This is a genomic window from Pseudomonas sp. HR1 (genome assembly GCF_030175875.1).
Lineage (GTDB): Bacteria > Pseudomonadota > Gammaproteobacteria > Pseudomonadales > Pseudomonadaceae > Chryseomonas > Chryseomonas oryzihabitans.
In genome coordinates this window covers 14,872-36,788 of sequence record NZ_JASNRF010000002.1, presented here as the reverse complement: position 1 = coordinate 36,788, position 21,917 = coordinate 14,872, and the positions used below count along the sequence as shown (strand labels likewise).

20 protein-coding genes and 1 pseudogene are annotated in these 21,917 nt (G+C 65.3%); 16 read left to right on the top strand and 5 right to left on the bottom strand.

Annotated elements, in window-relative coordinates; translation table 11 throughout:
* Window positions 1-309 precede the first annotated feature (309 nt).
* The 11 genes and pseudogenes from QKY98_RS07480 (at window position 310) to QKY98_RS07435 (ending at window position 11,278) form a co-directional block, all read left to right on the top strand.
* Window positions 310-1,851, top strand: coding sequence for an ABC transporter substrate-binding protein (locus QKY98_RS07480; RefSeq protein ID WP_284670604.1), 1,542 nt, complete (start codon window positions 310-312; stop codon window positions 1,849-1,851).
* A complete protein-coding gene (locus tag QKY98_RS07475) occupies window positions 1,848-2,783 on the top strand; it encodes an ABC transporter permease (RefSeq protein WP_284670603.1) in 936 nt (311 codons plus the stop codon). The genes QKY98_RS07480 and QKY98_RS07475 overlap by 4 nt, the downstream gene beginning before the upstream one ends.
* Window positions 2,780-3,601 (top strand): ABC transporter permease, encoded by an 822-nt coding sequence (locus QKY98_RS07470; protein WP_284670602.1) that lies wholly within the window; start codon window positions 2,780-2,782, stop codon window positions 3,599-3,601. Before QKY98_RS07475 ends, QKY98_RS07470 begins: the two co-directional genes overlap by 4 nt.
* A complete protein-coding gene (locus tag QKY98_RS07465; protein ID WP_284670601.1) occupies window positions 3,598-5,070 on the top strand; it encodes an ABC transporter ATP-binding protein in 1,473 nt (490 codons plus the stop codon). The genes QKY98_RS07470 and QKY98_RS07465 overlap by 4 nt, the downstream gene beginning before the upstream one ends.
* 963 nt (window positions 5,071-6,033) lie before the next feature.
* On the top strand, window positions 6,034-7,341 hold the full coding sequence (locus QKY98_RS07460; RefSeq protein ID WP_232104488.1) for an OprD family porin: 1,308 nt from the start codon (window positions 6,034-6,036) through the stop codon (window positions 7,339-7,341).
* Between the two features lie 127 nt (window positions 7,342-7,468).
* A pseudogene (locus QKY98_RS23940) lies at window positions 7,469-8,239 on the top strand (MCP four helix bundle domain-containing protein); the annotation flags it as partial.
* Window positions 8,231-9,094: a methyl-accepting chemotaxis protein gene (locus tag QKY98_RS23935; RefSeq protein ID WP_391564128.1), complete on the top strand. Its 864-nt coding sequence runs from the start codon at window positions 8,231-8,233 to the stop codon at window positions 9,092-9,094. The pseudogene QKY98_RS23940 and the gene QKY98_RS23935, both read left to right, overlap by 9 nt.
* Before the next feature lie 277 nt (window positions 9,095-9,371).
* Window positions 9,372-9,584 (top strand): hypothetical protein, encoded by a 213-nt coding sequence (locus tag QKY98_RS07450; protein ID WP_037007037.1) that lies wholly within the window; start codon window positions 9,372-9,374, stop codon window positions 9,582-9,584.
* 107 nt (window positions 9,585-9,691) lie between these two features.
* On the top strand, window positions 9,692-10,075 hold the full coding sequence (locus QKY98_RS07445; protein ID WP_085982650.1) for a response regulator: 384 nt from the start codon (window positions 9,692-9,694) through the stop codon (window positions 10,073-10,075).
* A gap of 94 nt (window positions 10,076-10,169) precedes the next feature.
* Window positions 10,170-10,415, top strand: coding sequence for a hypothetical protein (locus QKY98_RS07440; RefSeq protein ID WP_027599369.1), 246 nt, complete (start codon window positions 10,170-10,172; stop codon window positions 10,413-10,415).
* Entirely contained in the window at window positions 10,415-11,278 is an 864-nt protein-coding gene (locus QKY98_RS07435; protein ID WP_037007038.1) for a formate/nitrite transporter family protein, read from the top strand. The genes QKY98_RS07440 and QKY98_RS07435 overlap by 1 nt, the downstream gene beginning before the upstream one ends.
* Before the next feature lie 56 nt (window positions 11,279-11,334).
* Here the strand turns inward: QKY98_RS07435 and fabI are convergent, their stop codons facing one another.
* The 3 genes from fabI to gloB all read right to left on the bottom strand — a co-directional run bounded on the left by fabI (window position 11,335) and on the right by gloB (window position 14,889).
* On the bottom strand, window positions 11,335-12,135 hold the full coding sequence (fabI, locus tag QKY98_RS07430; RefSeq protein ID WP_042134086.1) for an enoyl-ACP reductase FabI: 801 nt from the start codon (window positions 12,133-12,135) through the stop codon (window positions 11,335-11,337).
* Window positions 12,136-12,329: 194 nt separating this feature from the next.
* Entirely contained in the window at window positions 12,330-13,964 is a 1,635-nt protein-coding gene (locus QKY98_RS07425) for a lytic transglycosylase domain-containing protein (protein WP_027602276.1), read from the bottom strand.
* A 145-nt stretch (window positions 13,965-14,109) separates the two neighbouring features.
* A complete protein-coding gene (gene gloB, locus QKY98_RS07420) occupies window positions 14,110-14,889 on the bottom strand; it encodes a hydroxyacylglutathione hydrolase (RefSeq protein WP_042134090.1) in 780 nt (259 codons plus the stop codon).
* Between the two features lie 83 nt (window positions 14,890-14,972).
* Between gloB and QKY98_RS07415 the strand changes: the two genes are divergently transcribed.
* The 5 genes from QKY98_RS07415 to nudC all read left to right on the top strand — a co-directional run bounded on the left by QKY98_RS07415 (window position 14,973) and on the right by nudC (window position 19,898).
* On the top strand, window positions 14,973-15,749 hold the full coding sequence (locus QKY98_RS07415) for a methyltransferase domain-containing protein (RefSeq protein ID WP_007161712.1): 777 nt from the start codon (window positions 14,973-14,975) through the stop codon (window positions 15,747-15,749).
* Window positions 15,742-16,206: a ribonuclease HI gene (rnhA, locus tag QKY98_RS07410; protein WP_007161713.1), complete on the top strand. Its 465-nt coding sequence runs from the start codon at window positions 15,742-15,744 to the stop codon at window positions 16,204-16,206. The genes QKY98_RS07415 and rnhA overlap by 8 nt, the downstream gene beginning before the upstream one ends.
* An 18-nt stretch (window positions 16,207-16,224) precedes the next feature.
* Window positions 16,225-16,959: a DNA polymerase III subunit epsilon gene (gene dnaQ, locus QKY98_RS07405; RefSeq protein WP_027599364.1), complete on the top strand. Its 735-nt coding sequence runs from the start codon at window positions 16,225-16,227 to the stop codon at window positions 16,957-16,959.
* A 414-nt stretch (window positions 16,960-17,373) separates the two neighbouring features.
* Window positions 17,374-19,074 (top strand): FimL-related protein, encoded by a 1,701-nt coding sequence (locus QKY98_RS07400; protein WP_027602279.1) that lies wholly within the window; start codon window positions 17,374-17,376, stop codon window positions 19,072-19,074.
* Window positions 19,071-19,898, top strand: coding sequence for an NAD(+) diphosphatase (gene nudC / locus QKY98_RS07395; RefSeq protein ID WP_027599362.1), 828 nt, complete (start codon window positions 19,071-19,073; stop codon window positions 19,896-19,898). Before QKY98_RS07400 ends, nudC begins: the two co-directional genes overlap by 4 nt.
* Here nudC and QKY98_RS07390 read toward each other — a convergent pair.
* The gene (locus QKY98_RS07390; protein WP_007161717.1) at window positions 19,866-20,642 is read right to left on the bottom strand and encodes a TSUP family transporter; all 777 of its coding nucleotides are present in this window, start codon (window positions 20,640-20,642) and stop codon (window positions 19,866-19,868) included. The genes nudC and QKY98_RS07390 overlap by 33 nt on opposite strands.
* 78 nt (window positions 20,643-20,720) lie before the next feature.
* Entirely contained in the window at window positions 20,721-21,905 is a 1,185-nt protein-coding gene (pobA, locus tag QKY98_RS07385) for a 4-hydroxybenzoate 3-monooxygenase (protein ID WP_044341882.1), read from the bottom strand.
* Window positions 21,906-21,917: the final 12 nt, after the last annotated feature.

The window sequence follows — 21,917 nt, the reverse complement described above, 5'->3', positions numbered from 1 at the left end:
GCAAAGATCGGTAGTGCAGGGCAGGGCGGCCAGAGGCCGTCCGGTCCATGCACTCAGACTGCACTCGACTTCCTGCATGACTCCGCATGCCTCCAATGGCGCTCACCCGAGCCTTCGGCCAGGTGAATTCGGCGTCACTCTCTGACGAAGCTCCCCAGCAAAATCTTCAGCTGTTTCAAGATGTTGCCATCACCAGCTGGCCTTGGATTCTCACGAAGACGTTATGATATAACGTGCGCCTTCATTGGCTTGGCCGATGCCCAGCTGTCGGCGGCGGGTATCGGCGCTTTCGCTCTGCTAAGGACTGTCATGCCTGTATCCCGCTCCCTTCGCCTGGTGCTGACCGCTTCGGCCCTGGCGACCCTGGTTGCCTTCGTGCCACCGCTGTCCAGCGCTGAAGAACGCGTCTTCGACGTAGTCGGACCTTTCGAGATCGGTGGGTTGGACCCGTCGATTTCCGGTTTCGTCTTCCAGCGCATGCAGATCACCGAGACCCTGCTCGAAGCCGATGCCCAGGGTAAGCCGATTCCCGGACTGGCAGAGCGCTGGACGGAATCCGCAGATGGCCTGACCTGGCGGCTTGGCCTGCGCCAGGGGGTGACCTTCCATGACGGCAGCGCGCTCACGGCTAAGGCCGCGGCGGCTGCCCTCGATGCGGCGCGGGGCAAGCCGGGGGTGCTCAAGCAGGCGGGCATCGAGTCGGTCATCGCCGAGGGCAACGAAGTGGTGATCCGGCTGGCGAAACCCTTCAAGCCCCTGCTGGCACTGCTGGCGCATTCCTCCACCAATATTCTGGCGCCGGCCGCCTATGACGCCGAAGGCAAGGTGCAGAAGATCATCGGCACGGGGCCGTACCGGCTGACCCTGCTGGAACCGCCGCAGCGCCTGGCCGCCGAACGTTTCGAAGGCTACTGGGGCGCCAAGCCGGAGATCGCCCGGACAACCTACCTGGCCGCCGGCCGCGGTGAGACCCGCACCCTGATGGCCGAGAGCGGCGATGTTGAGCTGGTGTTCCAGCTCGACCCGCCCAGCATCGCCCGCCTCAAGCGCTCCAGCAGCCTAAAGGTGCTGATCGAGCCAGTCCCGCGGGTGGTGTTGCTGACCCCGAACTCCGGCGCTGGTGCCACGGCGCCGGTCGAGGTCCGGCAGGCGCTCAGCCTGGCCATCCAGCGCGACGGCGTCGCTGCCGCCGTGTTGCGGGCGCCGGGTACCGGGGCGACCCAGTTGTTCGCGAAGAACGTGCCCGCCTGGCACGACCCCGCGCTGGCGCCGCTCGCCTACGATCCGGCGGCGTCACGCAAGCTGCTGGCGGGGCAGGGTTGGACCCCCGGCGCCGATGGCATCCTGCAAAAGGACGGCACGCCACTCAGGCTCAAGCTGCTGACCTATTCCGACAGACCCGAGCTGCCGCTGATCGCCACCGCCCTGCAGGCACAGTTGCGCGAGGTGGGTGTGGACGTGGAGGTCGCGGTGCAGAACTCCAGCGCCATCCCGGCCGCGCACAACGATGGGTCGTTGCAACTGGCGCTCTATGGCCGCAACTTCGCCTTGGTGCCGGATCCCCTGGTCACTCTGCTCAATGACTTCAGCCATGGCGGCGCCGAATGGGGCCCTCTGGGCTGGAAGAATCAGGCCTTCGACCAGGCCATGGCCGCCTTACTGGCTAGCGATGATCCAGCCGAGCAACAGCGTCAGCGCTATGCCGCCATGGCCCAGGTGCAAAAGGACCTGCCGGTGATTCCGGTGGCCTGGTACCGCCAGACGATGGCCGTCTCCAATGCCGTCGAAGGCGCTGCCATCGATCCCTTCGAGCGCACCTTCGGCCTGAGCACGCTGCGGTGGGCCCAATGACCCGGCTGCTCGCCTTTCGCCTGCTGCAGGCGGGCCTGGTCGCCCTGTTGGTGGGCGGTCTCACCTTCCTGTTCATGAACCTGCTGCCGGGCGATGCCGCCTACCGCATCGCCGCCGGACGCTACGGCTATGACCTGGTGGATACTGCCGCGGCCGAGGCGGTGCGGGCTGAGCTGAATCTGGATCAGCCGCTGCTGTGGCGTTTCTTCGCCTGGATCGGCGATCTGCTGACCCTGGATCTCGGTCATTCGCTGGTCTCCGGCAAGCCGGTGATGGACGTCGTCGCCCACGAACTGGGCAGCTCCATCCGCCTGGCCATCGGCGCCGTGTGCCTGTCGTTGCTGCTGGGTCCGCCGCTGGGCGTGATGGCCGGTCTGCGCCCGGGCGGCCTGCTGGACCGCGGCCTGCTGGTGCTGACCACGGCGATCCGCGCGCTGCCGCAATTCGTCCTGGGCGTGATCTTCGTGCTGCTGTTCGCCATCTCCTGGCAACTGTTCCCGGCGGCCGGTCACGGTACCTTCTGGCACAGCGTCCTGCCCACGCTGACCCTGGCGCTGGGGCTGGCCGCGGTGTCGTCGCGGGTCGCCCGGGATGCCACGGTGGAGGTGGCCGCATCCGCCTACTACCGCTTCGGCCGCCTCAAGGGCCTGAGAGGCGCTGGCGTCTTCCTGCGCCATGGCCTGCGCAATATCGGCGTGCCGGTGGTGACCTACCTGGGCGTGCAGCTGGTGTATCTCATCGAAGGCGTGGTGGTGGTGGAGACGCTGTTCGCCTGGCCGGGCATCGGCCACGGCCTGGTCCACGCCATCGTCCAGCGCGATGTGCCCATGGTACAGGGCACCGCCCTGGCGATGGGGCTGCTGTTCGTCATCCTCAATACCCTGGTCGATCTTGCCAACCACCTGATCGATCCGCGCGGGAGAAACGCATGAATCTCGACGCTACCGTCGCCTTGGCGGCGCCTCACAAGCGGTCTTCCGCGCGCGGGCTCGGCCTGGGTCTGCTGGCGGCCCTGATCGCCTTTGCCGTCCTCACCCCGTTGCTCTGGCAGGGCGACATCGCCCGACAGGACTATATGGCGATTCTGTCGGCGCCCAGCGGTGCCTATCCTCTTGGCACCGACCACCTCGGCCGCGACATGCTGGCGCGCTTGGCAGTGGCCATTCGCTTCTCCCTGGGCTTGGCTTTCATCAGCGTCTGCACCGCCGCCATTCCCGGCGTGCTGCTGGGCATCCTGGCCGCCTGGAAGGGCGGGCTGGTGGACAAGCTGCTCGGCGGCCTGGCCGAACTCTTCTTGGCGCTGCCGGGCTTGCTGCTGGTGCTGCTGATCGTCGCGGTGTTTCCCGGCTCCTTCGTCGCCCTCTACAGCGCCGTGGCCCTGGTGCTCTGGGTGGAGTACTTCCGCATGACCCGGGCGCTGGCGCGCACCGTGCTGGCCTCGCCGGCGGTGGCCGCCAGCGGGCTGCTGGGCTTCGGTCCCGTCTACATCGTGCGTCGGCATCTCTGGCCGCAGCTGGCGCCGGTGCTCCTGACCATCGCCGCCTTTGGCGCGGCTTCGACCATCATGGCCATCGCCGCTCTGGGCTTCGTCAGCATCGGCGTACGCCCGCCCACCGCCGAGCTAGGGCTGATGATCACCGAGTTGCTGCCCTATTACGCCGAGGCGCCGCTGGTCATAGGTCTGCCGATCCTGGCGATCTTCCTGACCGTGCTGTCGCTGCTGCTCATCACCGGAGGCCGCAAGCCATGACCGCCTTGCTCACCACCACGGCGCTGGAGATCCGTACCGCTGATACCCAGCTGGTGGAACCGCTGTCCATCCGCCTGGCGCCGGGTCAGGTGTTGTCGATCATCGGCGAGACCGGCTCGGGCAAGAGCCTGTTCGCCCAGGGCGTCGTCGGCAATCTGCCGGTGGGGCTAGAGGCCCACGGGCAGATAGGCCTGGCGGACGGCTTCAGCGAAGAAGGCCGCCAGACCGGTCGCCGGGCGCACTGGGGCAGGGGGCTGGCGGTGCTGCCCCAGGAACCCTGGCTGAGCCTGGACCCGACCATGCAGGCGCTGTCCCAGGTCGCCGAGACCTATACCCAGGTGGTCGGCCTCGGTCGTAGCGAAGCCCGCGACAGGGCCAGCGCGGATCTGGCGCGGCTGGGCCTGGCCGGCGCCGAGCGCAAGTATCCCTTCCAGCTGTCCGGGGGCATGGCCCAGCGCCTGGCCTTCGCCGCCACCCATGCCGGCGGCTCGCCGGTGCTGATCGCCGACGAGCCCACCAAGGGGCTGGATCGCGACCGCATCGACGAGGTCATCGACCTGCTCAAGGCCATGCTCGCCGAAGGCGGCAGCCTGCTCATCATCACCCACGACCTGGAAGTGGCGCGCCGGCTGGGTGGCGAGGTGATGATCATGCTCAAGGGGCAGGTCATCGAGGCCGGTACGGCCGAGCAGGTGCTGGGCCGGCCGCAGCATGCCTATACCCGCCAGCTGCTGGCCGCCGATCCCGCTCAGTGGCCAAGACGTCCGTCGCGGTCCCTTACCGGCGAAGCCGTGGTCACGGTGGAAGGGCTCGCCGCCCAGCGCGGTGGCAGGCAGCTGTTCGAGGAGTTGTCCTTTACCGTCCGGCCCGGGGAAATCCTCGGCGTGACCGGGCCGTCGGGCTGTGGCAAGTCGACCCTGGGCGACATCCTGCTCGGCCTGGCCGCGCCCAGCGCCGGGACGATCCGCCGTCAGCCGGGGCTCGGTCGCTTCGCCTTCCAGAAGCTGCATCAGGATCCGGTGGCCGCCTTCGCGCCCTCGGTGACCATCCGTCAACTGCTAACGGATCTGGTGCGACTGCATCGGCTGGATGCGACGCGCATCGGTCGGCTGATGCAGCGCCTGCGCCTCGACGAGCGCCTGCTGGATCGACTGCCCGGCAATATTTCCGGCGGTGAGCTGCAGCGCTTTTCCCTGCTGCGGGTGCTCCTGCTCGATCCGGCGCTGATCTTTGCCGACGAGCCGAGCTCGCGGCTGGATCTCATCACCCAGAAGGAGATGATCGAGCTGCTGGTTGAAACCGCCGATGAATCCGGAACCGCCATCCTCTTGGTCAGCCATGACGAAGACTTGGTGGACGCCGTCGCCGATCGGCGCATCCACCTGGCAGATCCGGCGCTTGCGCGGAGTCTGGTGGATCGGCAATCCCGTTCCAGGGGGATGGAGGTGGTCTCCACCGCTCAGGAATAGGGTTTTCGCCGGCATCCCTTGGCGCCGGCTTCACCCTCCCAGCCAAGAGCGCCTCCTGACACCCGGCGGCCACAGTCGCGTGTTGCGTGCAACGGCCGCGGCTAACAGCCCTGGGTAGCGGGCAGGAGGTGGCCACACCCTGCTTCGAGCGCCGCAGATTCAACTTGGTATTACTTTATTGCAAGTTGCCGGTAATGCGCTTTGGGTCAGTTAGAGCGGAATCTCGGTTGGCGGCACAACCACTGGGCGACTTGATCTAGGTTTTTCGTCGACCTTTGTTTGGTTGGGGCGTCCACTGCGAAGTTCGTAAGTTTCCACTGTTCAATTAAGGCATTCTTATAATACGTCCGCTTTTTATCCTCAGTGCTAGTTGGTTGTCGGCGGCTGTTGGCGCTAAAAGCCTTGGTGTCTCAAATGTCCAAATTTGAATTTTGAGTGAAAGAGCGCCTTATTACTTGACGCATGCTGAAAAGAAAAAGCAGCATTATGCATCCCGTGTAGACGTGCCCCTCTTGCAATCGACTGCGCCAGGCGATTGCAAGGCGGTGTCCGTATAAGAGAACGCTCTAGCAATGAAGTTCATGTGACGACTGATTTCTACACCCTTGGTTGGGCAAGAGTACAAAAGTTTATGTGGCCCATTTTGACAAGGGCCTCAAGTTCTAGCGAAGGGCTGAATTAGTCAGCCTGCAACTCCGCTTTTTGGCGCTAAGGAACTGATGATTCTTATATCCGCAGTCTTTTCTTTCTGGTAGTCGATTCGCCAGCGCCATGACCTGATTTTAGAGTCCGTACTGGGGAGTGCGGGCTCTCTTCAACGCGCATATCAAGCCTCGCCGGTGCGGCTTTGCTCTCCGGCGCGCGTCTGGCTGCGCGTCTTCAATCACTAGTAGTCGCCGACAATGAATAGGGGAAGTTATGCAAAGCTCGCGTTATCAGAAAGGAGCTATATCCAATAGCCCTTTGACCAGTTTCAGCCGATTCTTCGGCCCCTGGACGCTTGGGGTGGTGGGCGGCTGTACGCTGCTGCTTGGCTGCAAGGCAGCCTTCGCCGAGGGCTTGGTTGACGACAGCAAACTGGTGCTGACGGTACGCAACTTCTACTTCAACAGTGACCGCGCCAACGGACGGGCGAACCAGGAAGACTGGACTCAGGGTTTCCTGCTGGACTATCAGTCAGGGTTCACGCCGGGCCCGGTGGGGGTCGGGATCGATGCCTTCGGTTACCTGGGCCTCAAGCTCGATGCCGGCCCGGGGCGCCGTGGCACCGGTAACTTGCCCGTCCATGCCGGGAACGAGCCGGCTGACGAATATTCCCGTGCCGGCGCTGCGCTGAAGCTGCGTCTGGGCAATACCGTGGTGCGCTATGGGCAACAGGCGCCCACGGCGCCGGTGTTCGCCATCAGCACCAGTCGCCTGCTGCCGCAGACCGCCACGGGTTGGAGCCTGCTCAGTAACGACGTGACGGATCTGTTGCTGGAGGCAGGGCATTTCACCTCTTCCACCGATCAGGTCAGCACCAACCGCAACGGGGATCTCTGGGCCGGATACGCACGGCAGCGCGCCGATCACATCGATTTCGCCGGTGGCAAGTACAGCCCGGTCAAGGGCGTCAGCCTGTCGCTCTATGCGGCGCAGCTGGATGACATCTGGAACCAGTACTACGGCAACCTGAATCTGGTGAAGGCGCTGTCCGGCACCCAGGCGCTGACCTTCGATGCGAATCTCTATCGCACGCGGGATACCGGAGCGGCCAAGGCGGGTCCCATCGACAATACCTCCTATAGCCTGGCCACCGCCTTCAGCCAGGGGCCGCACACCTTCACCCTGGGCTGGCAGCAGATCCACGGTGATACGCCGTTCGACTATGTGGCCCTGGGCGACAACGACCGCCTGGGCGGCGGAATCTTCCTGGCCAACGCCGTCATGCTCTCCGATTTCAATGCCCCGGGCGAACGCTCCTGGCAGGCGCGCTACGATCTCAACTTCAAGACGCTCGGCGTGCCCGGCCTCAGCCTCATGACCCGCTACCTTGAGGGCAGTGGTATCGATGGCCGTGATCTGCCGGCCAACAGTGCCTATCGCGGGCTCTATGGCGCCGACGACCACGAGCACGAAGTCGACCTGGAGGGTCGCTACGTGCTGCAGTCGGGCGCGGTCAAGGGGCTGTCGATCCGGGTCCGCCAGGCCTGGCACCGCGGCTCGCCATCCACCGGCGGTTCGGTCAATCAGCTGCGGGTCATCCTCGACTATCCGCTGCAATTGCTCTGACGCTACCGTCCTCCCAATGGACGCCGCAACCGCTGGCAAGCGGTTCGCGGCCGTCCGTCGCCCCTGGCTTAAGGGGGCACCGCTGCGCCGATATCCCTAATAGTCATTTTATTAGGGATGCCCACCCATGAATCTTCGCAGCCTGAACGTCGCGCCCCGCGCCGTGCTGTTCTTTTCCGTGATCGTCCTGATCGTCTTCGCCCTCGGCGGGGTCGCCGTGGTGCAGATGGGCAAGCTGTACGATGCGGAACAGGAGGTGGAGACCAGTTGGCTGCCGGGCAACCAGCTGGCGGCGAAGATGAGTGGCGGATTGCTGCGGCTGCGCCTGGAAAGCCTCAGGGCCACCACCACGCCGGATCCGCAGCTGCGGGCCCAGACCGTCGCGGCCTTCCCCGGCTATCGCGAGGCCTTCTTCACCGCGGTCAAGGACTACGAAAGGACCGTGGCCGACGCTGAAGATCGCCAGCTGTACGCCGCCGTGGTCAAGGGCGCCGAAAGCTACCGGACACTGCTGGATACCTTCGAACCCAAGCTGCGCGCGGGCGACAACGAAGGCGCCATCGCCCTGATCAACACCTCGATCCGTCCGCTCACCAACGCGCTGGAAAAGACCATCGCCGAGCTGAACGCCTTCAACGAGCGTGGTGCCAAGGCCGCTGGGCAGGCGGCCGGCGCCACCTATGCCGACGGCCTGCTCTGGGTCTATGGGCTGATCGGCCTGACCATAGCGGCCACCGTCGTGCTGGCCGCGCTGCTGATCCGCAGCATCACCCTGCCGGTGGGCGAAGCCCTGCGCATCGCCCAGCGGATCGCGCGCAAGGACCTCACCGAGCGCATCACCGTGGTCGGTCGTGACGAGGCCGCAGGGATGTTGCAGGCGCTGGCCCAGATGCAGGGCAATCTGCGCGACACCGTTTCCCATATCGCCGACAGCTCGACCCAGCTGGCGTCCGCAGCGGAAGAAATGACCGCGGTGATCGATGAAGCCGGGCGCGGTTATGTGCGGCAGAACGACGAGGTCAATCAGGCTGCCAGCGCCGTGACCGAGATGAGTTCGGCGGTGGAGGAGGTCGCGCGCAACGCCGCCGATGCGGCCAGCACCTCGCTGCATACCCAGACCCTGACCAGCGATGGCCTGGACAAGGTCACCCGCACGGTCCAGTCGATCGAGGCACTGGCGCAGAACGTGGCCAGTACCAGCGAGCAGATCCAGGCCCTGTCCTCCCGTGCCCAGGACATCAACGCCGTGGTCGAGGTCATTCGCGGCATCGCCGAGCAGACCAATCTGCTGGCGCTGAACGCCGCCATCGAGGCGGCCCGGGCGGGCGAGCAGGGCCGTGGCTTCGCCGTGGTCGCCGACGAGGTGCGGGCGCTGGCCCATCGTACCCAGCAGTCGACTCGCGAGATCGAGCAGATGATCGGCGCCATCCAGAGCGATTCGTCGCTGGCCGTCAAGGCCATGGCCGAGAGTCAGCAACTGGCGGGCGAGTCCACCTCGGTCGCCCAATTGGCCAATGTGTCCCTGGAACAGATCGCCGCATCCATCTCCCAGATCAACGACCGCAATGCGGTCATTGCCACCGCCGCCGAGGAGCAGGCCCAGGTGGCCCGCGAAATCGATCGCAACATCACCAGCATCCGCGACCTGGCGACCCAGAGCGCGACCGGAGCCACCCAGACCGCCAGCGCCAGCGCCGAGGTCTCCAAGCTCGCCACCGGACTGAATCGCGTGGTGCGGGAATTCGCCGTCTGACCTTGCATCGTCGCGCCGTTCCCGCCTAGCCCGGGCGGGAAGGGCGCGCAGCCTCCCGCTGCATCTTTGCCTCAGTCACCCATGCTGCAATAGCCTGACTACTACCCGTCGCGCGGCACTCTTCCAAGCGGCGGCGGGGCCTCTGGCACGCCCGCTCGGCGCTGGCACACCCGCCAGACCGTCTTTAGTATCCCGTTACATCGCCTCTGGCATCCGGTAGAGAACGAATCGGCGCTTGGCCTGCCTAAACAGTGTCCAATCAACCCGGAGTCCTACCATGAACGCGAAGAAAATCTCTGCCCTGATGTTTGCTGGTCTGATCGCCGCCAGTGGCGCTGCCTTCGCCACCGAAGGTGCAGGCAATCCGCCGAAGGCCAACAGCGCCGGTATGGGCACCCCGGCGGGTCAGAAGACCGGTGAAGGCGCAGGCGCCGCTACCGGTGCTGGCAAGACCACGCTCAACGAGCAGGGCCAGAAGCAACAGCAGTAAGGTCGAAGGGTCGCTGGCACCGCCGGCGACCCTGAACCTGCGTCTAGAATGGAACTTTACAGGCCCCTTGTGTCCAAGGGAGCCGAGCGTGTGGGTACAGGGGTCAGATGGTGAGTGCGGAACAGAGCAAGGTTGTCCTGGTCGTCGAGGATGAGCCGCAGATTTTGATGATTCTGGCGGATTATCTTTCCGAACTGGGCTACACCGTCCTGCAAGCCCCCTCGTCGCTCGAAGCCTTCCGGATCCTGGCCGGGCGGCCACGGCTGGATCTGCTGATCACCGATTTTCGTCTGCCCGACGACGTGTCCGGCGTGATGATCGCCGAGCCGGCGCTAAAGCTGCGCCCCGACCTCAAGGTTCTCTTCATCAGCGGCTATCCCGCCGAAATCATCGACACCGGGTCGCCGTTGCTGGGCAAGGTCCCGCTGCTGACCAAGCCTTTCTCGCTCGAGCGTCTCCACCTCCAGGTGCAGAAGCTGCTCGGCGCCTGATCCTCGCCATCGCCACAGATCGTTTTCCTGCCTGGGCAGTCTATTGATCAGGTGCGACCAGTCCGGTCGCCTCAGGTTGGAGACATCGGCGTCCATGGCTATCAAGCATTTCGATCATCACGAAGCGATCTCGTCTGCCGTTCCGGCTGAACAGGGTTTTGAAGCGGTCATCGCCGTCAAGGCGCGGCGCGATGACGCCCGTCCGACCTTTCACAAGGTCGCTACCGAGCGGCATTTCGATCTGGCCTCGGAAGCGGAAGAAGCCGCTGATGCCGCGCTCAATCGGGTGACGGAAATCGGCGAGAACGATGAGCTTCTTTGGGACGAGCAGGCCGTCTGATGAAGAGAGACCAGGAGCAGGGCGAAGAACCTCGACAGACTCAGGAATCCACTCCGGAAGATCCGGAGCTGAGTCGTGAAGAAGAGGAGGATGTCGGCGAGAGTCAGCTGCCTCGCGCGGTGGTTCTCCACGAGATCATCCGCACCCAGGGTGATCATGAACTGGAGCGGACGATCGCGGCGTTGTTCTGGTCGGCACTAGCGGCCGGTTTGACCATGGGCCTGTCGTTGATGGCGATGGGATTGCTCAATGCCAACCTCCCCGAGGGTGGCTACAGCAAGGTTATTGCCAGCTTTGGCTATTCGGCCGGCTTTCTGGCGGTGATCCTGGCTCGTCAGCAGCTGTTCACCGAAAACACGCTTACGGCAGTCCTGCCGGTGATGAGCGAACCAACGCTGCACAACTTTGGCCGTCTGGCCAGGCTGTGGAGCATCGTGTTGGTGGGCAACCTGATCGGTACCATCTTGGTGGCCTATGTGGTACTCCACCTGCCCCTGTTCGACGCCAAGACCGACGCGAAATTTCTGGAAATCGGCACCCATGTCATGGAGAACGACGCCTCGGCGATGTTTGCCAAGGGCATAGTGTCGGGCTGGATGATCGCGACCATGGTCTGGATGCTGCCAGCAGCAGAGAACGCCAGGATCTGGATCATCGTGCTCATCACCTACCTGATGGCCCTGGGTGACTTCACCCACATCGTGGTGGGTAGCGTCGAGGTGGCCTATCTGGTCTTCGCAGGTGAGGCGAGCTGGAGCGATTTCCTGCTGACCTTTGCCGGGCCGACCTTGGCCGGTAACATCGTCGGCGGTAGCCTGATCTTCGCGCTGATCAGCCACGCCCAGGTACGCAGTGATACCTGAACGCAAAAGGGCCGGCAAATTGCCGGCCCTTCGCAGTGATCAGGCAGCTGCCGCGATTACTCGTCGTCGTTCAGCTGACCCATGGCGGTGGTGTTGAAGCCACCGTCGACGTAGAGGATCTCGCCACTGATGCCCGACGCCAGGTCGGAGCAGAGGAAGGCGCCGGCATTGCCGACTTCGTCGATGGTCACATTGCGACGCAGGGGCGTCTGGCGCTCGTTGGCGGCCAGCATCTTGCGGAAGCTCTTGATGCCCGAGGCGGCCAGAGTGCGGATGGGACCGGCGGACACGGCGTTGACGCGGGTGCCTTCCGGGCCGAGGCTGCCGGCCAGGTAACGGACGCCGGCCTCGAGGCTGGCCTTGGCCATGCCCATGACGTTGTAGTTGGGCATGGTGCGTTCGGCGCCCAGATAGGACAGGGTCAGCAGGCTGCCGTTACGGCCGCGCATCATCTCGCGACCGGCCTTGGCCAGGGCGACAAAGCTGTAGGCGCTGATGTCGTGGGCGATCTTGAAGCCGTCACGGGTGGTCACGGCGGTGAAGTCGCCGTCCAGTTGGTCGCCCGGGGCGAAGCCGACCGAGTGGACGATGCAGTCCAGGCCATCCCACTTCTTCGCCAGCGCGGCGAACACGGCTTCGATCTGGGCGTCGTCGGCAACGTCGCAGGGGAAGCACAGCTCGGGATTGGAACCCCAGCCCGCGGCGAATTCTTCGACGCGGCCCTTGAGCTTCTCGTTCTGGTAGGTGAAGGCCAGCTCGGCGCCTTCGCGGTGCATGGCCGCGGCGATGCCGGAGGCGATGGACAGCTTGCTGGCGACGCCGACGATGAGAACGCGCTTACCGGCGAGAAATCCCATGGTTTTTTCCTCTTCTGTGTTGATTCCCGGGCAGCAGCCTTGGGCTGAGGTCCGGGTTGGGCAGGGCTCTGCGCAGGTCAGAGCGAGATCTTGGCCTGACTCCGCTAGGGGTCAGGCACGGGTGGGGCGGTAAGGTAGCAGGTCGATACCCGGGACAAAAGCGCTGGTTGACCGCTGCGGTGAGCGGTCGCGCCTCAGTTGAGGAACAGCGTCAGGGTCTGACCTGGGGTCAGGGCGGAGGCGATGCGCGGATTCCAGTCCTGCAGCGCCTGCACGCCGATGTTGTAGCGCTTGGCGATCTGGTAGAGCGAATCGCCCGCCTTGACCCTGTAGTAGGTGGGCGCGGCCTTGGCGGTCTTGGTCGCCTTGGCGGCGGCCTGGGTGGTCTTGACGGTATAGGACGCCGGCATCGCCACGGCGGAGGCGCTGCTGCTGCCCGTGCCGTGCAGCTTCAGGGTCTCGCCGACCTTGAGGCCGCGCTTGCCGAGATCGTTCCAGCGCTTGAGGTCGGCCAGTTCCACCTCGTTGGCCCGGGCGATGGACCAGAGGCTGTCGCCGGTCCGCACCTTGTAGGTGCGCACCACGGGCTCTTCGGCCACGGCGATGGTTTCCAGCGGGGTGGTGGTCTTGCCGGTCTCGCGCCGCGGAATCATCAATTCCCGGCCTGCGGACAGGCGGCTGCTGCTGCTGAGCTTGTTGAGGGCGGCGAGCTGCTCGACGCTCACGCGATTGCGCTTGGCCACGCTGCGCATGGTGTCGCCGCGGCGCACCCGGTATTCCTGCCACTGCACCACGGCGTCGGGGGTGATGTTGGGCAGGGTCGCGACCAGGCGCTTGGCCTTTTCCGCCGGCACCAGCAGGTGCTTGGGGCCGTCCATGGTGACGCGCTGGGTGTAGGCGGGATTCAGGCGATAGAGTTCGTTGGCATCCAGGTCCGCAAGCTCGGCCACCCGGGCCAGGTCCAGGTGCTGCTTGATGTCCACCACTTCGAAGTAGGGCTCGTCCGGGATGGATTCCAGGGCCAGGCCGTAAGCGTCCGGGTTGCGCACGATCTGGGAGACGGCGAGCAGCTTGGGCACGTAGTCCTGGGTTTCCGGGGGCAGCGACGACAGATTCCAGTAGTCGGTGGGCAGGCCCAACGACTGGTTGCGCTCGATGGCGCGGCTGACCGTGCCTTCGCCGGCGTTGTAGGCGGCCAGCGCCAGCAGCCAGTCGCCGCCGAACATGTCGTGCAGCTTGCTCAGGTAATCCAGGGCGGCATTGGTCGAGGCGGTGATGTCGCGGCGACCGTCATAGAAGCGGGTCTGGCGCAGATTGAAGTACTTCCCCGTGGTGGGGATGAACTGCCACAGCCCGGAGGCGGCGCTGCGCGAGAGGGCGTTGGGGTTGAAGGAGCTTTCCACCACCGGCAGCAGGGCCAGTTCCAGCGGCATGTTGCGCTCTTCCAGGCGCTCGACGATGTAATGCAGATAGGGCGCACCGCGACTGCAGGACTGCGCGAGGGCGGCTTCGTGGCTGGCGTACCAGAGGCGCTGGCGATCGATGCGCGGATTGGTGCCGTTGTCGCCGGCGCCCTGCAACTGATAGCCGTCCCGTACCCGGTCCCAAATGTCGCCACTGGTCGCTGCCGCGGTCGGCGCCTTGCGCAGCCATTCCGGCGGGCGCTGGATCTTGCTGGGCGTCATGTGCAGATCGGCCTGGTAGGCACGATTATCGGGCTGCTGGTTGCTCTGACAGCCGGCGAGGAAGACGGCGAGGCAGAGCGCCGAGACTTTGAAGGAGGTGGCCAGCACGTCTATTTCGCGGGTTTTCGGCGTCGCTGGCGGCATCGGTCTGGGCTTTCCGGGAGCTGAAGGATGGGCGATTCTAGGAACCGCATCCCGGGGGGTCAAGGAACAACCCCTTGGCCTGTGACCTGTACGACGACCGAAAACCCTGGGTTTCAGCGCTCTGGCAGGATCTGGGCAATAGGTGTCAGAACGTGTCCTTCCAGCCGCGCAAGGCGGCGAAATAGGTATCCTCCGACGCCTCGGCCGGAACCGCGCGTTCTTCCTGCAGGCGTTGGCGCACGCTGCTTTCGCCGGTTCTCAGGAAGGGGTTGATCTGGCGTTCGCGGCCCAGGCTGGAGGGCAGGGTGGGGCGCTCGGCGTCCCTGAGTTGCCGGGTCTCGGCCAGGGCCTCCCGGACCGCGGCATTGTCCGGCTCCACTGCCTCGGCGAAACGCAGGTTGTTCAGGGTGTATTCATGGCCACAGTAGATTTCGGTGGCGTCCGGCAACTCGGCCAGGCGCTGCAGCGAGCTGAGCATCTGGCTGGGCGTGCCTTCGAAGAGGCGGCCACAGCCGGCCGAGAAGAGGGTATCGCCGCTGAACAGCAGGGGCCGCTCGCCAGGGACATGGAAGGCGATATGGCCGGCGGTATGGCCAGGCACGCGCAGGACTTCGAAGCGCGTACCCAGCACCTCCAGTTGCTGGCCGTCGGTCAGCGGCAGATCGACCGCGGCGATGCGTTCGTCGGCTGGCGCGCTGACCCGGGCGCCGCTGCGCTGCTTCAGGGCGGCGATGCCACCGGTGTGGTCGTTATGATGGTGGGTGATCAGGATGTCGGAGAGGCGCCAGTCCGGATGGGCGTCGAGCCAGGCCAGGACGGGGGCGGCATCGCCGGGATCGACCACGACCGCCTGTCTTGTCGCGGCGTCCTTGATCAGCCAGATGTAGTTATCGTTGAAAGCGGGCAGCGGAAGGATGTCGAACATGGATGGGCTCTCTGGTCGGACGGCTGGCCCCTAGGGTAGCAGTCGGCGGAAGGGCTTAGGCTTCAGTATGAGAGGACCAGACGATGCACGATGAATTCTCCGCCCAGGTCGATCCGCGCTGGCTGAAATTGATGAGCTCGGCACGGGAATGGCTGGCCGGCCCGCTGGGCCAGTTGCTGCTGGAGCAGGAGCGGGTGCTGATCGATGAAGAGCTCAAGCGTCACTTCGGCAGCTATCTGATCCATTACGGTCCGCACCCCGAGGCGCCGGCCAATTGCGGCCAGCTCCGCCATGCGGTGCGCATCGGTCCGCCGCTGGGGGATGTCGACATCGTCTGCGAGGAGGGCGCCTGGCCGCTGGGTGAGCACGCCGCCGACGTGGTCCTGCTGCAGCACGGTCTGGACTTCTCCCTGGCGCCCCATCGGCTGTTGCGCGAAGCGGCTCTGAGCGTGCGCCCGGGCGGGCATCTGGTGGTGGTGGGCATCAACCCCTGGAGCCTCTGGGGCATGCGCCATTACCTGGCCCGGGATGCCCTGCGCAAGGCCCGTTGTTTCGGCCCCAGCCGGGTCGGCGACTGGCTCTCGGTACTGGGCTTCGCGCTGGAGAAACGTCGCTTCGGGTGTTATCGTCCGCCGCTTTCATCCCCCAAGTGGCAGCAGCGGCTGGCCTGGATGGAGCAGGGCGAGGCCGAACCCAACTGCGAACAGGCGGCGGGGGCGGGCTTCTATCTGCTGTCGGCGCGCAAGCTGATGTTCGGCCTGCGCCCCGTGCCCCAGGCGCGCAAGGAGCCCCGTGGCAAGCTGGTGCCCATGCCGGTGGCCAAGATCAGCCGCCGCGAATCGAGTGAATCCAATGAGTGACGACATCGTCGAGGTCTTTACCGACGGCGCCTGCAAGGGCAATCCCGGCCCGGGCGGCTGGGGTGCCTTGCTGAAATTCAAGGGTGCGGAGCGCGAGCTCTGGGGTGGCGAAGCCAACACCACCAACAACCGCATGGAGCTGATGGCGGCCATCCAGGCGCTGGCGGCGCTCAAGCGGCCCTGCCAGATCCGCCTGACCACCGACTCCGAGTACGTGATGAAGGGCATCACCCAGTGGCTGGTGAACTGGAAGAAGCGCGGCTGGCAGACCGCCGCGCGCCAGCCGGTGAAGAATGCCGAATTGTGGCAGGCCCTGGACGAGCAGGTTCAGCGCCATCAGGTCGAGTGGCGCTGGGTGCGCGGTCACACCGGCCATCCCGAGAACGAGCGGGCCGACCAGTTGGCCAACCGCGGTGTCGATGAAGTCCGGCAGGCCAAGCAGGCCGCCAAGGCGTAACCAGCCAAGAGGTTAGCGATGAGATACGTAGTTCTGGATACCGAAACCACCGGCATGCCGGTGACCGATGGCCATCGAATCATCGAGATCGGTGGGGTGGAGGTCATTGGCCGGCGACTGACCGGGCGGCACTTCCATGTCTATCTCAATCCGGATCGGCAGATCGACGAAGGCGCCATCGCGGTCCACGGCATCACCGACGAATACGTTGCCGACAAGCCGCGCTTCGCCGAGATCGCCGACAGCTTTTTCGAATTCATCGAAGGCGCCGAACTGGTCATCCACAACGCACCCTTCGACGTGGGCTTCATCAACATGGAGTTCGCCCGGCTGGGTGCCCATCCCGAGCGGGCCGACATCACCCAGCACTGCTCGGTGCTCGACACGCTGGTCATGGCGCGTGGTCGGCATCCCGGGCAGCGCAACAGCCTGGATGCGCTCTGCAAGCGCTATGGCGTAGACAACTCCAACCGCGAGCTGCACGGCGCCCTGCTGGACGCCGAGATCCTCGCCGACGTCTACCTGGCCATGACCGGTGGCCAGACCAGCCTGTCCCTGGCCGCGCACGGCCAGGAAGGCAATGGCGATGGCAACTATGTCATGCCGATCCGGCGACTGCCGGCCGATCGCCAGCGCACGCGCGTGATCAACGCCAGCAGCGCCGATCTCGATGCCCATGCGGCGCGCATGGCGGCCATCGAGAAGAGCTGTGGCCGGACCCCGCTCTGGCTGGCGGGCGCCGGAGCCGAATAACGCCTTCCTCCCTTCTCCCCAGCGCCCGGTCACTGCCTGAACGGGCGTTCGCGTTCGTCCGAATAAGCTGAAAGACCTCACAATTTTCAGCTATCGTTCAACTAAGATGCTGCAGGCTGGTCATTTGAGCCCGCATGAAGCCTCGAATTTCGAATTGCGCGGAACTTTCTTGGTTCCTGAAAATCATATGACGATTCGGAATTATCGCTTCGCTTTTGTGGATTTACAGGTCTAGCGTTCCAGAGCAAGGTTCCCTGGCGTGGCGTGAGGTCGAATCCCCGTCCGCCTGGAATGATTAGTGTGGCCCGGTCAGGAAGACGCAGGTACCTAGGCTCTAGTTGGAATAGCAAGCCTTTCTTCCCGTTTTAAAATGGCGTTGGCGAGGTTGTAATGGCGCAGGAGGCGTAAGGCACTATGGTGACCGGAGCAAGAGCTTTGAGCTTGGTCCGCGAACAGCTGTTCGCGACCATAGAGGAAGCTGAATCCCATCTTGAACGATTCATCGTCGAGCGGCACTGCAGCAGCCTGTTGCAGCGCGCGGTCGAGAGTATCGGCCAGATTCGCGGCGCCCTGACGCTGATCGAGCTGGCAGGCGCCCAGTTGCTCGCCCATCAGACGCTGCAGATTGCCAACGACATCCCGGCCGGCGCCGGTCCCGAGCATGACGAGCACCTCATGGCGATCTGCCGTGGGCTGCATGTCCTGCGCCGCTATCTCGAACAGCTGCGCAGCGGCCAGGACGAGATGCCCGAATTGCTGCTGCCGGCGATCAATGCCCTGCGCCTGGCGGGCGGCGAACCCGAACTTCCGGAAAGCTATTTCTTCAGCGTCCGCCTCGATCAGCGCCCGCTGATCAGCGCCACCACGCGCCTTGGCCTGCGCGAGCGTCAGGCCCAGGCACGCCGGATGCGCCAGATGTACCAGGTCGGCCTGCTGGGCTTCCTGCGCGACGTCAATGGCGTAGCCAGTCTGCGCCTAATGGCGCGGGCGCTGGAGCGCTCCGCGGCGCTGCTGCACGATCAGGTCGGCGGCTACCTGCCCTGGGTCGCCGCGGCTACCGTCGAGGGCTTCGCCCAGGGTCGCCTGACTGCCACCCGTGAACGCAAGCAGCTGTTCGCCCGGGTGGATCGCGAATTGCGCCAGATGCTGGGCAACGAATTGCACGAGCCCGCGCGCAGCACTCTCAAGGAGTTGCTGTATCTGCTGGCGCTGGCCGGTGTCGAAGGCGCCCATCCACAGGAAGTCATGAATGCCTACGGTTTCGAGCGACTCGGTTTCACCGACGCCCAGCTCGAAGCCGGCAAGAAGCGTCTCGCCGGTCCGGGTCATGCCGTGATGCATTCGCTGTCGGCCGCCATCCGCGAAGAGCTGGAGACGGTCAAGGACCTGATAGATCTCATTGAAACCGAGTTGCGCAACGGCGCCGAGCAGAATCGGCTGCCACGCTCCGACAACTTCTCCCGGCTGTATGTCCAGGTCGGCCTGCTCGGCAAGACGCTGGAGATGGTTGGCCAGGAGAATGCCGGCCAGGTCCTGCAGCAGTGCCTGCCGAACATCTCCCAGTTCCGCGACAAGTCCCTGGTGCTGGATGATCTCGCGCCCCTGGCCGATGCCCTGCTGCTGGTGGAAAGTCTGCTGGGCCAGCCCGAAGGGCAGGGCTCGCTGATCGACGTGCCGCTGGAAGCCGATGGCGTCCAGGTCAGTGTCGCCAATTACCAGCTGGGCGAAGCCCAGGCGCTGTTGCATCGGGAAGCCTACAAAGGCCTGACCGACGCCAAGCGCGCCATCGGTGCCTTCCTCGATTCGCGGGGCGACGCCCTGCACCTGGCCACCGTGCCGGCGCTGCTGGATACCGTCCGCGGGGCGTTGTTCTTCCTGGGCAATCCCCGGGCGGCCGAGCTGGTGCGTGCCTGTACCGGTTACATCCAGCGCTGCCTGATCGAAGGCGGCCAGGCCTGTGAGCCGGCGACCCTCGAGGTGCTGGCGGATGCCCTCAGCAGCATCGAATTCTTTGTCGAAAGCGGTGGCACCGAGAGTCAGGACGGTACCCCGGAAATCCTCGATATCGCCGCGCAAAGCATTCGCGCCCTGGGCTGGACCTCGGCTGCGGCATGAGTGTCTGGCAGCCCGGCTGGTTCCAGACTGCCCAATCCTCTGGCGGTTGGCTGGTCGTCCATAGCGGCCAGGCGTTTTTGACCTCGGGGGCGGACGTGCTCTTCGCCAGCGACGATCCGCGGGTGCAGGGATTCGAAGGAGAGCGCCACGGCCTTGGCCAGTGGCAGGCCCAGCCGGTCACCCTGCTCGAACTGGACACCCCGCCGGACATCGAGGGCTGCGTCTGGCAACCCTTGCGGCCGCTGATGCTGCAATCGCCCCATGCGCTGTTCAAGTTGCTGGGCTATGCCAATCAGATCGGGACCTGGGCACGCCAGCATCGCTTCTGCGGACAGTGCGGTACCCGCACCTTCGCCCTCGATGGCCAGCGCGGCCTCAAATGCCCGAATTGCCAGCTCACCCAATATCCGCGCCTGTCGCCGAGCATGATCGCCCTGGTCACGCGCGGCGACGAGGTACTACTGGCGCGGTCGCCCCGTTTCGCGCCCGGGGTCTTCAGCACCCTGGCCGGCTTCGTCGAGCCGGGCGAGTCGGCGGAGGCCTGCGTGCACCGGGAGATCATGGAAGAGGTGGGCGTTTCGGTCACCAACCTGCGCTACCAGGGCAGCCAGAACTGGCCCTATCCGCATTCCCTGATGCTGGGCTATCACGTCGATTACCTGAGCGGCGACATCCGGTGCCAACCGGATGAAATCGAAGATGCCCGCTGGTTCCACCTGCGCGAGTTGCCGACGCTGCCGCCGGCCTTTTCCATCTCGCGCTTTCTGATCGATCGCTATCGGGTCGAGCGCCTAGGCGGCGCTGAACCAGTGCTGCCAGATTAGCTTGACGGTCAGCGCCAGCACGACGCAGATGAACACCGGGCGGATGAACTTGGCGCCGCCGGCGATGGCGCTGCGCGCACCCAGGTAGGCCCCGAGCGTCAGCGACAGACCCATGGTCAGCCCCAGCACCCAGAGCACCTGTCCCAGGGCGATGAACATCACCAGGGCGACCCCGTTGCTGACGAAATTCATGGTGCGCGCCACGCCGCTGGCCTTGAGCAGATCCAGGGGATAGAGGAGCAGGCTGCTGACCGTCCAGAAGGCGCCCGTACCAGGCCCGAACAGGCCGTCGTAGGCACCCAGCGTCAGGCCCTGGGGCCATTGGCGCCGTTGCGGCACGGGCGCATCGCTGAGTACCGGTGCCTTGGGCGTGCCGCCGAACAGCAGATAGAGGGCGCAGCTGAACACCACGACCGGCAGCAGCTGATTGAGGAAGTCCGCGGAGAGATGGTGGGCCACCAGGGCGCCAATCCCCGCACCGAGGGCCGTAGCCAGCAGCGCATGCCGCCACTGACGGGGATGGAACAGCTTGCGGCGGTAGAAGGTGTAGGCGGCGGTGGCGCTGCCAAAGGTCGAGCTGAGCTTGTTGGTGCCGATCGCCAGATGGGGCGGCACGCCGGCCATCAGCAGCGCCGGCACCGTGAGCAGGCCGCCCCCGCCGGCGATGGCGTCGATGTAACCGGCGAGGAAGGCGACCCCGGCGAGCAGCGTCAGGGTCATGGGGTCCAGGGCGAATTCGAGCATGAGGGTAGGGCGCCAGGTGGAACGGGGGCGCCATCATGCATCAGACGCGCAGCCGTCACCACCTGCGGGCGACCTCGATCAATCCAGGGCGGGGAAGGGCAATCCGACGTAGTTTTCCGCGAGGGTCGTGCGACCCGCTCTGGAATCGAGCAGCGCCTGGAGTTCGGCGTCCTGCACCCGCTGGGTGAAGGCATCGGTATCCGGAAAACGGTGCAGGGCGGTGGTCATCCACCAGGAGAAGCGCACTGCCGCCCAGATCCGCTTCAGGCAGAGCGCCGAGTAGCGTTCGAGGCAGCTGGCGTCGCCGCTGCGATAGGCGCGTTCCAGCAGCAGGTGCAGATTGCGCACGTCGCCCAGGGCCAGGTTGAGTCCCTTGGCGCCGGTGGGCGGGACGATATGGGCGGCATCGCCGACCAGGAACAGCCGGCCGTACTGCATGGGTTCGACCACATAGCTGCGCAGCGGGGCGATGCTCTTTTCCAGCGAGGGACCGGTCACCAGCTGGGCCGCCGTCTCGGCCGGCAGGCGCGCCTTGAGTTCCGCCCAGAAACGCTCGTCCGACCAGTTCTCCACCGAATCTCCGGCTTCCACCTGCAGGTAGTAACGACTGCGGGTCGCCGATCTCATGCTGCATAGCGCGAAGCCGCGGGGGTGATTGACATAGATGAGTTCGTCGGCGGCAGGCGGGGTGTCGCTCAGCAAGCCCAGCCAGCCGAAGGGATAGACCCGCTCGTATTCGGTGAGCACGCCGTCCGGGATGCTGCGGCGGGAAACGCCATGGAAGCCGTCGCAGCCGGCGATGTAATCGCAGTCGATGCGCAGCGTCTCACCGGCGACCTGGCAGGTGACATGAGGGCGCTCGCCCTTGAGTTCGTGGGGCTGGACCTCACTGGCCTGGTAGAAGGTAGGGGCGCCGCTGGCCTGGCGGGCGGCCATCAGGTCGCGGGTCACCTCGGTCTGGCCATAGACGGTGACGCAGCGTCCGCCCAGCAGATCGTTCAGGTCCAGTCGCTCGCGCTGGCCGTGGATGGCGAACTCCACACCTTCATGCACCTGGCCTTCCTGTTCCAGCCGCCCGGCGACGCCGGCCTGGCGTAGCAGATCGACCGTGCCCTGTTCGAGCACGCCGGCACGGATGCGGCTGAGTACGTGGTCGGCGCTCTGGCGCTCGACGATGACGTTGTCGATACCCGAGCGGGTGAGCAGCTGGCCCAGCAGCAGTCCGGAAGGGCCCGCGCCGATGATGACGACTTGGGTGCGCATGGAGTCTGTCCT